Source organism: Streptomyces sp. NPDC050145, from assembly GCF_044460245.1.
Lineage (GTDB): Bacteria > Actinomycetota > Actinomycetes > Streptomycetales > Streptomycetaceae > Streptomyces.
The window spans coordinates 393031-405806 of sequence record NZ_JBITJS010000007.1 but is presented as its reverse complement, the minus strand read 5'-3'; the positions used below and the strand labels follow the sequence as shown (position 1 = coordinate 405806).

The following is a 12776-nucleotide window of genomic DNA, read 5'->3' as shown; positions in this document are numbered from 1 at the left end:
GGCCCGGGCGCCGGCGCCGCCCCCCCCCCCCGCGGGGCCCCGCCCCGCCCCCCCCCCCCCCCCCCCCCCCCCCCCCCCCCCCCCCCCCCCCCCCCCCCCCCCCCCCCCCCACCGGCCGGTGGTCGCGATCGATGGGGGCTGGGCAGACGCTCGCGTCGGCGTAAGCCTCAGCCGCGGCGGCCGTAGGACGACACGTAACCCGAGGTCGGCGAACCGACACCCGTGACGTCGTCGTAGCCGCGGACCGCCTTCAGGGACGCGTCCTTCCCGAGGCTGCGAACGGAGGTGAGCAGCCCGTCCGCCGCATCGGCCCCGTTCGCGAAGTCGACCCGCGCCACCGCGAGGTCACCCTTCACCGGGTTGTCCGTGACGTCGTGGTAGACCCGCGACCCGTAGTGGCCGTAGATCACCGGGTTCGCGAACCCGATCGCATGCCCACCGCGCACCTGCTGCGCCAGCGCCTGCACACCCGCGATCACCGGCGCCGCCAGCGACGTACCACCGATGCGGTACTCGTCGTAGCCGAGCGAACCGTCGGGCAGGGTCTGCGTCTGGCCCACCAGGAAGCCGGTGTTGGGGTCGGCGACCGCGGCGATGTCGGGCACGACACGGTTCAGACCGCCGTTGGCCCGCGCGAGGTCACCCGGCACGACACCCTTCTGGTAGAAGGGCTGCGGGACGGTCTTGCTGGTGCCGCCGCCCGCACCGGAGGTGTACGCGCCGGGGAAGTCGGTCCAGCTCTTGCCGTCCGCCGAGAGGCCGGCCTTGAGCGTGCCCCAGCCGGTCTCCCACTGGTACGCGTCGCCCTTGCCGACAGCCAGCGAGGTGCCGCCGACGGCGGTCACCCAGGCCGAGTTGGCGGGCGTGTCGACCTGCTTCGTGCCGGTCGACGCGACGTTGTCGCCGTTGTCGCCGGACGAGAAGTAGAAGCCGATGCCCTCGACGGCGCCGAGCTGGAACACCTGGTCGTAGGCGGTGGCCAGTTCGGGCGTCTGGTTGGCCTCGATGTCGCCCCAGGAGTTGGAGACGATGTCGGCCAGGTGCTTGTCGACGATCTTGTGCAGCGAGTCGAGCAGGTCGTCGTCGTAGCAGGACGAGGCGCCCACGTACGTGATGCCCGCCTGCGGCGCCACCGCGTGCACGGCCTCGACGTCGAGGGTCTCCTCGCCGTACCAGCCGGCCGCGCCGCACTCCTCGGTCTTCGTGTAGTTCTTCGGCAGGGCCTGGTTGAACTGGCCCTTCGCGTACGGCGCGTCACCGTGCTTGGACGCGTACTCCGCCGCGTCCTTCGCGATGGTGGGCGAGGCGTACGCGTCCGTGATCGCGACCCGCACGCCCTTGCCGGTGGCCTTGCCCGCACCGTAGGCGGCGCGCAGCTGCTTGCCGGTGTACCCCTTGATCGCGTAGGGGACCTTGCCGCCGTACGCGTCCGGGAGCGTCGTCGCGGTCTTCGAGCCGTAGTACGAGGAGAACGGCCCGGAGTTGCGGAACACGGCGTCCGGCGGCGGCAGCTGGTCCTTCTTCGTCGCCTTGTGCGGGGCGCTGTCCAGGCCGGTGACCGTGAGCACGGCGCCGTCGAGGGAGGCGGGCACGGAGGCGGCCCTGGACGGGGCCCGGTAGGTGTGACCGCTCTTGGCGAAGTCGTGCAGCTGGGTGCCGAACGCCTTCTCGGTCGCGGCCACGTCACCCGACACGGATATGTAGTGCTCCGTGGTGCCGGTGACGGTCAGGCCCGCGGCCTTCAGCCACGCGGTGACCTCGGCGACCTGCTGCTGCGTCGCGCCGAAACGGTCGCGCGCCTGCTTCGCCGTCAGGAACTTCCCGTACTGCCGCGACTTCGGGTCGGACACGGCACGCGCGTACGCGGCCAGGCCCTTCGCGTCGCGTCCCGCGAGGTAGACGCGGGTGTGGACCGTGTTGCCGTCCGGGGTGGCACCGCGGTCGGCGGAGCCGGTGGCCCACAGCGGCTTGGTGCCGGAGAGCGTGTCCCGGGCGCCCGTGTCGGCCTGCGCGACCGGGGCGGCGAGGGCGAGTGCGCCGGCCAGCAGCGGCAGTGTCGCCGCGATGCTCAGGCCTGCTCTGGCGCGGGTGCGGCGTGTGCCGCGGATGGATCTCATCGTGGAAACCCCCTGGGTGAGGTGCACATGTGATGCACACGCAGAGGGCCCCCACTCTCACCACCAACCGTTCACGTGAGGGGAATGGAACGATCAAGTTGACGTCAAGTCGGGTCAAGTCCGGTCGGGTGCAACCGGATTGGCGTCGGATTAGCGTTGGTTTGACGTCGTTTCGGCACAACGTGACCGGTCCGGCCGCGCGACGCTACGGCCGGGCGCCGCGCTCCTTCAGCATCCCCGTCATCAGGTCGATCTCCGACCGTTGCGACTCCACCATGCCGCGCGCCAGGCGCCGTTCGGCCTTCACCTCGCAGCGCTTCACACAGCCCTCGGCCATGTGTACGCCGCCCTTGTGGTGGGCGATCATCAGCCGCAGATAGCCGACCTCGGCCTCCCGGCCGTGCTTCCCGCGCAACGTCTCCAGCTGCGTGTTCGTCGCCATCCCCGGCATCAGCGCCCCGTCCTCACCGGCCGGTGCGTCCCCCATCCCCATCCACGTCATCGGCGGATCGGCGGACACCTTGGGCAGCTCCCACAGATCGAGCCAGCCGAGCAGCATCCCGCGCTGGTTCGCCTGTGTCTGCGCGATGTCGTAGGCGAGCCGCCGCACGTCCTCGTCGCGTGTCCCGTCGCGCACGATGTACGACATCTCGACGGCCTGCTGATGGTGCACGGCCATGTCCCGGGCGAAGCCCGCGTCCGCGGAGTCCGCGCCCGGCACCGCGACGGCGGCCGGGGCCGACGGGTGGTCGTCGTCAGCCACCGCGTACGTGACCGCGCCGGCCGCGACGAGCACCGCCGCCGCGGCCGGCAGCAGCCACCTGGTCGCGATCGTCACCCGCTCAGACCACCCGTGCACGCCGCACCCGGCTCGGGCGTCTGCGGCCCCTGCACGAACCGCTCGAAGAACGCGCCGAGCGCCGGGTCCGAGGCGCTCTTCACCGTCCGCTGGTGCCCCCAGGCACTGAGCATGATCGGGTCCTTCTGGTCCTCGACCGGGCTCATCAGCGAGTACGGGGTCGCCTTCACCTTCTTCTCCAGCGCGGCGACGTCGGCGTCGGAGGCCTTGCCGTTGTACGTGACCCAGACCGCGCCGTGCTCCAGGGCGTGCACCGCGTTCTCGTTCGCGAGCGCCTTGCCGTAGACGTCGCCGTTGCAGTTCATCCACACCTGGTTGTGGTCGCCGCCGACCGGCGGCTCCATCGGGTACGCGACCTTCTTCGCCACGTGGTTGCGGGCGAGCTTGCCGCTCCAGGTGCCGACGCCGTCCTTGTCGTAGCTGAAGTGCCCGGAGCCGGCCGCGCCCTTCGCATCGGACTTCGCACCGGCCTTCGACGACGACGCGTCGTCGTCGCCGCTCTTGCTGACGGCCCAGGCGCCCGCTCCTATCAGGGCGGCCACGACGGCCGTGCTCGCGACGACGACCGAGATCCGGCGGCGCCGCTCGCGGGCCCGCTCGGCACGCCGCATCTCCTCGATGCGGTCCCGGGCGGACAGAGGGGTCGTGCTCTTGGCGGAACCCATGCAGAGTCCTTCTGTGAAAAGGATGAGACGGACGGGTCCGCCGATCGTAGTGGGGAAACAGGGGTCGCGGGAGACGGCTTCCGGCCCAGGTGCGGGCCCCCTGTCGTGGGGCTGGACGGCGGCAGGCACTATGGCCGGAAGGGGACCGGCAGGCACTATGAGAACCACACCGGCCGATCAAGGACGATCATGGTCGGCAACGCGCACGAAACGGGCGTGTGGTGGGATGGAAGCAGGCCTTTCGACGGCGTTGGAGCAGGCGGCCTGACCAGCAAGGATGGGTGGAAGCGGAAGATGGACAAGCAGCAGGAATTCGTGCTCCGGACTCTGGAGGAGCGCGACATCCGGTTCGTACGCCTGTGGTTCACGGACGTGCTCGGCTTCCTCAAGTCGGTGGCCGTGGCCCCCGCCGAGCTTGAACAGGCATTCGACGAGGGAATCGGCTTCGACGGCTCCGCCATCGAGGGCTTCGCCCGCGTCTACGAGTCCGACATGATCGCCAAGCCGGACCCGTCCACCTTCCAGGTCCTGCCCTGGCGCGCGGAGGCCCCCGGCACGGCCCGCATGTTCTGCGACATCCTCATGCCCGACGGCTCCCCGTCCTTCGCCGACCCGCGCTACGTCCTCAAGCGCGCCCTGGCCAAGACCTCCGACCTCGGCTTCACCTTCTACACGCACCCCGAGATCGAGTTCTTCCTCCTCAAGCACAAGCCGCTGGACGGCTCGCGCCCCACGCCGGCCGACAACTCCGGCTACTTCGACCACACCCCGCAGAACGTGGGCATGGACTTCCGCCGCCAGGCGATCACCATGCTCGAGTCGATGGGCATCTCGGTCGAGTTCAGCCACCACGAGGGCGCCCCCGGCCAGCAGGAGATCGACCTGCGCTACGCGGACGCGCTCTCCACGGCGGACAACATCATGACGTTCCGCCTGGTCATGAAGCAGGTGGCCCTGGAGCAGGGGGTCAACGCGACCTTCATGCCCAAGCCGTTCTCCGAATACCCCGGCTCCGGCATGCACACCCACCTCTCCCTCTTCGAGGGCGACCGCAACGCGTTCTACGAGTCGGGCGCCGAGTACCAGCTCTCCAAGGTCGGCCGCTCCTTCATCGCGGGCCTGCTGCGCCACGCCGCCGAGATCTCCGCGGTCACCAACCAGTGGGTCAACTCCTACAAGCGCATCTGGGGCGGCTCCGAGCGCACCGCCGGCGCCGGCGGCGAGGCCCCCTCGTACATCTGCTGGGGCCACAACAACCGCTCGGCCCTCATCCGCGTCCCCATGTACAAGCCCGGCAAGACCGGCTCGGCCCGCGTCGAGGTCCGCTCCCTCGACTCCGGCTGCAACCCCTACCTCGCCTACGCCGTCCTCCTCGCCGCCGGCCTCAAGGGCATCGAGGAGGGCTACGAACTCCCGCCCGGCGCCGACGACGACGTCTGGGCCCTGCGCGACGCCGAACGCCGCGCCCTCGGCATCGAACCCCTCCCGCAGAACCTCGGCGAGTCCATCGCCCTGATGGAACGCTCAGAACTCGTCGCGGAAACCCTCGGCGAACACGTCTACGACTTCTTCCTCCGCAACAAGAAGCAGGAGTGGGAGGAGTATCGCTCCGAGGTGACTGCGTTCGAGCTGCGGAAGAACTTGCCGGTGCTGTAGGGCAGTTCAGGGCGGTTTCATGGGCGGCGGCCACGGGTCGCGCGCCGCGGCCCGGGCGCGCGTATTGCGTGTCCGGGCCGTGCGGTGCTTGCGAGGGGGTGGTCAGGCGGCCAGGGTCTTGGTGAGGGCGTCGAGGCCGTCGGTGTAGATGGTGGTGAAGAGGTCGACGACTTCCTGTTCGGTGGCGTTCTTGGGGTTGAAGCGGCCGGACCACTGGACCTCGGCGATGTCGTCGTGGCCGGGGACGGGGTGGACGCGGAGGGTGGAGACGTAGCCGTCGACGGGGAAGGGGGCCTCGAGAATGGCGTAGCTGTAGTGGTGTTCGGCCTCGTTGAAGTCGACGAGGCGTTCGATGATGACGTCGCCGTCGGGGTTGGTCAGGCGGCGGACGCGGCCGCCTTCGAGGGCGGTGGACCGGGGGATGTACGGGAGCCAGTCGGGGAGGGCGTCGAAGCCGCCGATGAGGTTCCAGACCTGCTGGGGGGTGGCGGGGACGGTGCGGGAGACGGACGTGGAAGCCATGGTCGCTTCTTCTCCTCGGGGGTCGTTCAGGCGTGAGGTGGTTCAGGCGTTGTGGGGGAGGGGGGCGGCGGGGCTGACCAGGCCGGCGGTGCGGAGGTCGGTCCAGAACGCGGCCGGGATCTTCTCGTCGAGGGCGGCGGTGTCCTCGGCGATGCGGGTGGGCTTGGTGGCGCCCGGGACGACGGCGGCGGAGGCCGGGTGGGCCAGGGAGAACTGGAGGGCGGCTGCCTTGATGGAGACGCCGTGCTTCTCAGTCAGGGCCTTGATCCTGGTGACCCGCTCGATGATGTGGGCCGGGGCCTGCTGGTACTCGAAGTGGGTGCCGCCGGCGAGGATGCCGGAGCTGTAGGGGCCGCCGACGACCATGTCGACGTTCTGCTCCTGGGCCATGGGGAGCAGGCGCTGCAGGGAGTGCTCGTGGTCGAGGAGGGTGTAGCGGCCGGCGAGGAGGAATCCGTCGGGCTGCGGCTCGTCGAGGGCGAGGGTCAGCTCGATGGGCTCGGTCTTGTTGACGCCCAGGCCCCAGGCCTTGATGACGCCCTCGTCGCGGAGGCGGGACAGGACGCGGAAGGCGCCGGTGCGGGCCTCCTCGAACTTCTGGATCCAGTCGTCGCCGTGGAAGTCCTGGGCGATGTCGTGGACCCAGACGATGTCGAGGCGGTCGGTGCCCAGGCGCTTGAGGCTGCCCTCGATGGAGCGCTCGGTGGCCTCGGCGGTCCACTCGTGCAGGAGCTTGTTCGGGTTGCCGTGCTCGAACAGGCCGCCCTTCTCGCCGAAGTCGGGGACGTCGCTCTCGATCTCGTCCAGGACGACCCGGCCGACCTTCGTGGACAGGACGTACGCGTCGCGCGGCTTGGTGGACAGGACCTGGCCCAGGCGTTCCTCGGACAGGCCCGCGCCGTAGAAGGGGGCGGTGTCGAAGTAGCGGACGCCCTGGTCCCAGGCGGCCTCGACGGTGGCGGCGGCCTCCTCGTCGGGGATGGCGCGGAACATGTTGCCGAGCGGGGCGGTGCCGAAGCCGAGGCGGCCGGGGAGGATGTTCTTGAGCGACATGAGTGTGAGTGCCTTTGCGAGATGTGGGGGAGGGGGAGGGGAGGCCGGGTTGGCCTCCCCTCCCAGAGGTTCTAGATGCAGGCGCTTCTTACACGTGAAGACAATACTTGCGTACGCGGGTTAATGCAAGAGCCTTCTTCGTGCGTTCGCGTAGTAAGTGGGTCGTGTCTGTCCGTGGCCGCCCGGGTCGATGGCCGGTGGTCCCGGTATCGTCCGGTCCCGATCCGCCGTCCCGGCGGCCCACGTTCGGAGAGCGATACGCATGACGACCCGGCGAGCGACGACGACCCTGTGGCGCCCCACCGGCCCCGTGGAGCTGGATCTGGTGCGGGAGCTGAACTGGCGTGCCTGGCCGCCCCGGCTGCCCGAGCAGCCGATCTTCTACCCGGTCCTGAACGAGGGCTACGCGATCCGGATCGCCCGGGACTGGAACGTGAAGCACGACGGCGCCGGCTTCGTCACCCGGTTCGAGGTCGACTCGGAGTTCCTGAGCCGGTATCCCGTCCAGCAGGCCGGCGGCCGGACGATCCTCGAACTCTGGGTCCCGGCCGAGGAGTTGGATGAGTTCAACGCCCACATCGTGGGCGAGATCCAGGTCGTCCACCGGTTCGGCTGACATGGGACTGATGCTCTTCCCGGGGGACGACGACGTGGCGAGCCCGGACGTCTCCTGGTCCTACAGCGGTTTCGGCATGTTCAGAGCGTGGCCGGCCCAGGCCGAGGGGTTCGTGCTCGCCGAAATGTACGGCTTCGGCGGAGATCGGCAGTGGGCCGGCGTCTCCACCACGCCGGCGCCACTGCTCGACCATCCGGATGACGGCGGCCCCGACCTCAGCCCTGCTCAATGCGCTGTGATGCTGCCCCGGCTGGAAGAGGTCCTCGGCCGGCGCCGACCTGACGACGGCGATGGTGACGGTGACCGGGATCCCGTTCTGCGGCGGCGGCTCGAAGACCTCGGTGAACTGGTCGTCGTCCTGCGGTACTGCGTGGACAAGGACGTGGGGCTCGTCTTCGGCTGACGCCGAGGCCGGCGCCGGCGCCGGAGCCGTGCTCGTTTCGTTCGTGCCGCGCCGTCAGGGCTGGAGCGCGTCCCGCAGGGGCACGGTCTCCCTGCGGCGGTACTCCTGGATCGCCCAGCCGTTTCCGTCCGGGTCCGTGAAGTGCATGAACGTGCCGCCGTCGGAGGGGCCGAACTGGACGGGTTCCGAGACGTCCAGGCCGCGGGCGAGGAGTTCTTCGCGGGCGGCCTTGATATCGGTCACCACGAGTTGCAGGCCGTGGTACGTGCCGGGGGTCGGGGTGCCCGTCGGGATCGGGACGTTCTCGCTGAGGACGATCGAGCAGCCGGAACCGGGTGGGGTCAGCTGGACGATGCGGCTGCCCGGCATCAGTTCGCGGTCGACGTCGCAGCGGAAGCCGACCTTGTCGACGTAGAAGGCCTTCGCCCGGTCGAGGTCCGAGACGGGCAGCGGGATCACTTCGAGGGTCATCTCCATGAGTCAAAGGTAGGCCGGTGAGACCGCCGCCGTGGCGAGTCGGCGCGCAGTGCCCGAGCCGTCGGCCGGGACGGAGTAGAGGTCGGCGCCGTAGTCGCCGGGGAGCGCGTACGTGACGTGGGCGGGGTCGCTCCAGACCGCCTGGTCGTCCACGCTGCGGGTCTCGGCGAGCGGGGTCTCGTGGCCGGTGGCCAGGTCCAGGACGTAGAGGCGCCAGGGGGCGTCGGAGGGGAGGCCGGGGACCCTCTTCTTGTAGGCGATGCGCGTGCCGTCGGGGGACAGCGACGGGCATTCGACGTTGCGGTGGAGCGTGGTGACCGTGCGGCGGCGCAGGTCGCCGCGGACCAGGTAGGTGGCCCCGTGCGTGGCGAGCGTCGCGTAGAAGTGGCGGTCGTCGCGGGCGAACGTCACGCCCCAGAAGTTCGCGTCCGTCGCCCGGTACGGCTTGCCGTCCTTGACGATCGCGTACGTCTCCAGGGTGGGGGTCAGTTTCCCGGTGGCCGTGTCGAGGATCGCGGCCCGGGTCGAGAAGTTCGTCCCCGCGTAGCTGTCACCGCCGACGAACGCCGTCCACGCCGCGTACCGGCCGCTCGGCGAGACCCGGGCGCGGGAGGGGACGCCGGGGACCGGGTAGTGCGCCTTCTCGTGCAGGCGGGCGTCCAGGACGGTCGCCCGGTAGGTGTCGGCGAGGGTGCCGTGGACGGCCTGGAGGCAGATCCCGGTGCCCGCGCTCGCGTAGAAGCGCAGGCATTTGCGGCCTGTCGAGGTGGCGGTACGGGGGCCGCCCGGCGCCCCGGCCGGGACCGTGGCGAGTTCGTCGCGGTGCGGGCCCCAGGCCATGTTGCGGAACACCAGGCGCCGGCCGCCCGGGGTCAGCGCGACCTGGCCGGAGGCCACCGCGGGGCCGCCGGGCCGGGCCTGTTCTCTGCGCTCGGCCCGCGCCGAGGCGTGCAGCACGGCGGCCGTCGCGACGGCGGCGAGCGCGAGCACCGCGGCGAGGAGGACGGTGAGACGGGCGCGGGTGCTGCCCAGGCGGGGAGAGGGGCCGGCCTCGGGCTCGGGAGCCGAGTCCGCCGCCGGCGCCGGCGCCGGGTCGCCCGCCGGGGCGGGAACGGTGACGGCCGTCGGATCGGCGGCCCGGGTCGCGGTGGGGTCGGCGCCGGCCGGAGCGGGCGTCGCGTCTGCCGCCGAGCCGAGAGTCGCGTGCGGCGTCGGGCCGGGCTGCGGGTCGGTCACCGGGCCGGGCTTCGGGTCTGGGGCCGGGCTGGGTGTCGGACGGGTCGAGGGGCCGGTCGCGGGACGGGTCGAGGGTTCGGCCGCGTGGGTGCTTGCAGGGCCGGTGGCGGTGGCGGTGGCGCGCGCGGAGTCGGTCGCGGGGTCGGGCGCCGGGCCGGGCTTCAGGTCTGGGGTCGGGCTGGGGGGCATGGGACTGGTCGAGTGCGCGCTCGCAGGGCCCGTTGCGGAGTCTGCCGAGGGATCGGTCGCAGGGGCGGTCGACCGCCCGGTCGAAGTACCCGGCACCGACTCGCTCGCAGGGTCCGGTGGCAAGGGACCGTCAGTCGTACGGGACGTCATACCGAAGCCGTCGCTTTCGTGCGGGGGCGGAGGGCGTAGGAGACCGTGGCGGCGGCCGTCAGGAGCAGGGCCGCCACCGACAGCGCGCTCCGGTCGCCCCACGCCGTCCAGAGCGCCCCGAACCCGAGGGAGCAGGCGAACCGGGCGAGGGCCTGGCCCGTCTGGACGACGGCCAGGCCGGTCGAGCGGCGGTCGGCGGGCAGGCCGGTGGAGGCGGCCGCCATCAGGACGCCGTCGGTCGCCGCGTAGAACGTGCCGTGGAGCAGAAGCACCGCGTAGGGCAGCGCCGGGCTGTGCGCGTGGGTCAGCAGCAGGCCGTAGACCGCGAGCAGGGCGCCGTGCCCGGCCAGGAACACCGGCCAGGCGCCGACCCGGTCGGCCAGTCGGCCCAGGGGTGCGGCGAGCAGCAGGAAGGCCGCCGCCGTGCCGAGCGGGAGGAGTGCGAACCAGCGCTCCGGCACGCCGAGTTGGCGTTGCAGGACGAGGTAGACGAAGGCGTCGCTGACCGTCGCGAGGCCGAGCAGGGCCGCGCAGATCGTGGGGCGGACGACGGTCGACGGCAGGCGCAGGCGAGGGTGTGGCCCGGCGGCCGGGCGCTCGGGCGGAGTCGCCGAGGGCGCCGAGGGCGTCCGGCCCGGTACGAACAGGACCAGGACGAGCACCCCGAGCACGGCCACGCAGAAGCTCACCGTGAAGACCGCGTCGTAGCCGTCGACGGTCGCCCGCAGAATGAGGAAAGCGGCCAGCGGCCCGAGCAGCGCGCCCGCCGTGTCCATCGCCCGGTGCACGCCGAACGCCCGTCCCCGCGCGGCCGGTTCGCTGGACAGGGAGATGAGGGCGTCGCGGGGCGCCGTGCGCAGGCCCTTGCCGGTGCGGTCGGCGGCGAGCACCGCGCCGAAGGACGCCAGCGATCCCGCCACGAGCAGCAGCGGCTTGCACAGCGCCGAGAGTCCGTAGCCGAGGACGGCGACGGTCTTGTGCCGGCCGCCGCCCCGGTCCGCGATGTGCCCGCCGAGCAGCCGCACCACGGCCGAGAAGCCGTTGTAGACGCCGTCGAGGAGGCCGAAACCGAGGGGGCTCAGGCCGAGACCCGCCACCAGGTACAGCGGCAGCACCGCCGTCACCATCTCCGACGAGACGTCCGTGATCAGACTGACCGTGCCGAGTGCGAGCACGGTCGGGCCCACGGCGCGCCGCCGCCCGGCGCCGGGCCGGGCGGCGGGCTCCGCGGACGCCGGCGCCGAAGGAGTGGCGCGGCTGTCCGCTACGTACATGTCACGGGGTCCAGACGCCGGTGATGTCCTTCGCCGACGCCGCGTTGCCCGCGTGCGGCAGACCGTGCATGTCCTCCAGGGTGCGCAGGAGGTCGTAGTGGTTGTAGGTGGTGGCCGAGGTGGCGCCCGGGGTCACCTGCTGGCCGTAGAGGACGGTGGGGATCTTGTTGCCGCTGAGGCGGTTGTCCTCGTCGAAGGTGACGACGAGGAGGCTGTTGTGGGCCTTGGCCCAGGTCGCGTACGCGCCCAGGTTGTTCTTCAGCCAGGTGTCACCCGTGGAGACCGAGCAGTCGTGCATGTCGCTGCACAGGTTCGGCACGACGAAGGAGACCTGGGGGAGCGTCGCGTAGTCCGTGGGGAACTGGGCGAGGGTCTTCGCCGACGACGTCGGTACGTTGCTGAAGCCGAACCACGGGTTGTGCTTGCGGGCGTACTTGCCGGAGGAGCAAGTCGTCGAACCCTGGCTGGGGAGGGTCTCGTTGTAGCTGGCCCAGGTCTTGCCCGCGCCGATCAGCTCCGAGGCGAGGTTCGGGGCGGAGGAGAAGCCGGGGGTGTAGCAGCTGTCGTCCGTGATCCCCTGGGTGGAGCCGGAGAACAGGGCGAAGTAGTTGGGCTGGCTGGGGTGCGTCTCGGCGTACGAGGCGGTGAGGTTGGCGCCGCCCGACTTCAGGCTGTTGATGTAGGGCGCGCTGGAGGAGCCGATGACCTGGCTGTACGCGTGGTTCTCGAAGACCACGACGACGACGTGGTCGGGGGTGGGGACGGTCGCCGCGGCGTGCGCGGGGACGCTGCCGGTGAGGGCGAGCCAGCCGCCGGTCGCGGCCGTGGCCAGGGCGAGGGCCGAGGCGACGGCCTTGCCGCGGGCGCGGCTGAACAGTGATCTGCCGGACACGTGAGCCTCCGTGTGGGGGAGTGACGGGACCTTGGCGGTGCGGACAGAGCATGCACACGCCAAAATACCCGGGTGTCGGGCCTCCGTACCCCTGCGGGTGAACGATGGATGAAACCTGGGGCCCGCCGCGCCCCGTTCGGAACCGCCCCGCCCCGCCCCGCCCCGTCTCGCCCAGCCCCGCCCGGGTGAGCCCCGCCCCCGGCACCCCGCGCGAGCGCCCCTCGGCGCCCCTCAGCGCTCCGCGAGCGGCGAAGGCGCCTCCTGGACCGTCCAGCCGTTGCCGTCCGGGTCACGGAAGAACATGAACGAGTTCCACTCGCCGCCCGGGCCGTCCGCCCAGCCCTGCGGGCCCGCGTGCTGCACCGGCGAGACCGCCACACCGCGCGCCACCAGCTCCTCCCGGGCCGCCGCGATGTCCGTGACACACACCTGCAGGCCGGTCAGCGAACCCGGCGTCATCGCCCGCTGGTCCGGCGCTCCCGGCAGGCCCTCCGTCAGGCTGATCGAGCAGCGCGAGCCCGGCGGCGTCAGCTGCACGATGCGGATGCCCGGGGCCACCTCGGTGTCCAGGTCGACCTTGAAACCCACCTTCTCCGCGTAGAACTCCTTGGCGCGGTCCACGTCGGAGACGGGGACGACGACCACTTCGAGGGTCCACTCCATGATG

13 protein-coding genes are annotated in these 12776 nt (G+C 71.6%); 3 read left to right on the top strand and 10 right to left on the bottom strand.

Going from position 1 to position 12776, the window contains the following annotated elements; genetic code table 11:
- Window positions 1–167 precede the first annotated feature (167 nt).
- The 3 genes from ACIBTU_RS17105 to ACIBTU_RS17095 form a co-directional block, all read right to left on the bottom strand.
- Window positions 168–2117 (bottom strand): protease pro-enzyme activation domain-containing protein, encoded by a 1950-nt coding sequence (locus ACIBTU_RS17105; protein ID WP_399127003.1) that lies wholly within the window; start codon window positions 2115–2117, stop codon window positions 168–170.
- 205 nt (window positions 2118–2322) lie between these two features.
- Window positions 2323–2955: a DUF305 domain-containing protein gene (locus tag ACIBTU_RS17100; RefSeq protein WP_399127001.1), complete on the bottom strand. Its 633-nt coding sequence runs from the start codon at window positions 2953–2955 to the stop codon at window positions 2323–2325.
- A complete protein-coding gene (locus tag ACIBTU_RS17095) occupies window positions 2952–3641 on the bottom strand; it encodes a DUF3105 domain-containing protein (protein WP_399126999.1) in 690 nt (229 codons plus the stop codon). The genes ACIBTU_RS17100 and ACIBTU_RS17095 overlap by 4 nt, the downstream gene beginning before the upstream one ends.
- A 294-nt stretch (window positions 3642–3935) precedes the next feature.
- Here ACIBTU_RS17095 and ACIBTU_RS17090 point away from each other — a divergent pair, with 294 nt between their 5' ends.
- Complete coding sequence (locus tag ACIBTU_RS17090) at window positions 3936–5297, top strand: glutamine synthetase family protein (protein WP_399126997.1); 1362 nt, start codon at window positions 3936–3938, stop codon at window positions 5295–5297.
- A gap of 102 nt (window positions 5298–5399) precedes the next feature.
- Here ACIBTU_RS17090 and ACIBTU_RS17085 read toward each other — a convergent pair whose 3' ends face one another.
- The gene (locus ACIBTU_RS17085) at window positions 5400–5819 is read right to left on the bottom strand and encodes an SRPBCC family protein (RefSeq protein WP_399126996.1); all 420 of its coding nucleotides are present in this window, start codon (window positions 5817–5819) and stop codon (window positions 5400–5402) included.
- Window positions 5820–5861: 42 nt separating this feature from the next.
- Window positions 5862–6872, bottom strand: coding sequence for an aldo/keto reductase (locus tag ACIBTU_RS17080; RefSeq protein ID WP_399126995.1), 1011 nt, complete (start codon window positions 6870–6872; stop codon window positions 5862–5864).
- 262 nt (window positions 6873–7134) lie between these two features.
- Here ACIBTU_RS17080 and ACIBTU_RS17075 point away from each other — a divergent pair, with 262 nt between their 5' ends.
- Window positions 7135–7488: a hypothetical protein gene (locus ACIBTU_RS17075; protein ID WP_399126994.1), complete on the top strand. Its 354-nt coding sequence runs from the start codon at window positions 7135–7137 to the stop codon at window positions 7486–7488.
- Between the two features lies 1 nt (window position 7489).
- The gene (locus ACIBTU_RS17070) at window positions 7490–7891 is read left to right on the top strand and encodes a hypothetical protein (protein WP_399126993.1); all 402 of its coding nucleotides are present in this window, start codon (window positions 7490–7492) and stop codon (window positions 7889–7891) included.
- A gap of 54 nt (window positions 7892–7945) precedes the next feature.
- On the opposite strand, the gene ACIBTU_RS17065 is transcribed toward ACIBTU_RS17070, so the two are convergent.
- The 5 genes from ACIBTU_RS17065 to ACIBTU_RS17045 form a co-directional block, all read right to left on the bottom strand.
- A complete protein-coding gene (locus ACIBTU_RS17065; protein ID WP_399126992.1) occupies window positions 7946–8368 on the bottom strand; it encodes a VOC family protein in 423 nt (140 codons plus the stop codon).
- Window positions 8369–8371: 3 nt separating this feature from the next.
- Window positions 8372–9400, bottom strand: a complete 1029-nt coding sequence (locus tag ACIBTU_RS17060) for a TolB family protein (RefSeq protein ID WP_399127025.1) — start codon at window positions 9398–9400, stop codon at window positions 8372–8374.
- Between the two features lie 539 nt (window positions 9401–9939).
- Complete coding sequence (locus tag ACIBTU_RS17055; protein WP_399126991.1) at window positions 9940–11217, bottom strand: MFS transporter; 1278 nt, start codon at window positions 11215–11217, stop codon at window positions 9940–9942.
- 1 nt (window position 11218) lies between these two features.
- On the bottom strand, window positions 11219–12109 hold the full coding sequence (locus tag ACIBTU_RS17050) for an alkaline phosphatase family protein (protein WP_399126990.1): 891 nt from the start codon (window positions 12107–12109) through the stop codon (window positions 11219–11221).
- 231 nt (window positions 12110–12340) lie between these two features.
- Entirely contained in the window at window positions 12341–12772 is a 432-nt protein-coding gene (locus ACIBTU_RS17045; protein WP_399126989.1) for a VOC family protein, read from the bottom strand.
- Window positions 12773–12776: the final 4 nt, after the last annotated feature.

Coding starts and splice junctions, on each gene's coding strand:
- ACIBTU_RS17105 (WP_399127003.1), bottom strand. CDS start 2,117: ATGAGATCCATCCGCGGCACACGCCGCACCCGCGCCAGAGCAGGCCTG.
- ACIBTU_RS17095 (WP_399126999.1), bottom strand. CDS start 3,641: ATGGGTTCCGCCAAGAGCACGACCCCTCTGTCCGCCCGGGACCGCATC.
- ACIBTU_RS17090 (WP_399126997.1), top strand. CDS start 3,936: ATGGACAAGCAGCAGGAATTCGTGCTCCGGACTCTGGAGGAGCGCGAC.
- ACIBTU_RS17085 (WP_399126996.1), bottom strand. CDS start 5,819: ATGGCTTCCACGTCCGTCTCCCGCACCGTCCCCGCCACCCCCCAGCAG.
- ACIBTU_RS17080 (WP_399126995.1), bottom strand. CDS start 6,872: ATGTCGCTCAAGAACATCCTCCCCGGCCGCCTCGGCTTCGGCACCGCC.
- ACIBTU_RS17075 (WP_399126994.1), top strand. CDS start 7,135: ATGACGACCCGGCGAGCGACGACGACCCTGTGGCGCCCCACCGGCCCC.
- ACIBTU_RS17070 (WP_399126993.1), top strand. CDS start 7,490: ATGGGACTGATGCTCTTCCCGGGGGACGACGACGTGGCGAGCCCGGAC.
- ACIBTU_RS17065 (WP_399126992.1), bottom strand. CDS start 8,368: ATGGAGATGACCCTCGAAGTGATCCCGCTGCCCGTCTCGGACCTCGAC.
- ACIBTU_RS17055 (WP_399126991.1), bottom strand. CDS start 11,217: ATGTACGTAGCGGACAGCCGCGCCACTCCTTCGGCGCCGGCGTCCGCG.
- ACIBTU_RS17045 (WP_399126989.1), bottom strand. CDS start 12,772: ATGGAGTGGACCCTCGAAGTGGTCGTCGTCCCCGTCTCCGACGTGGAC.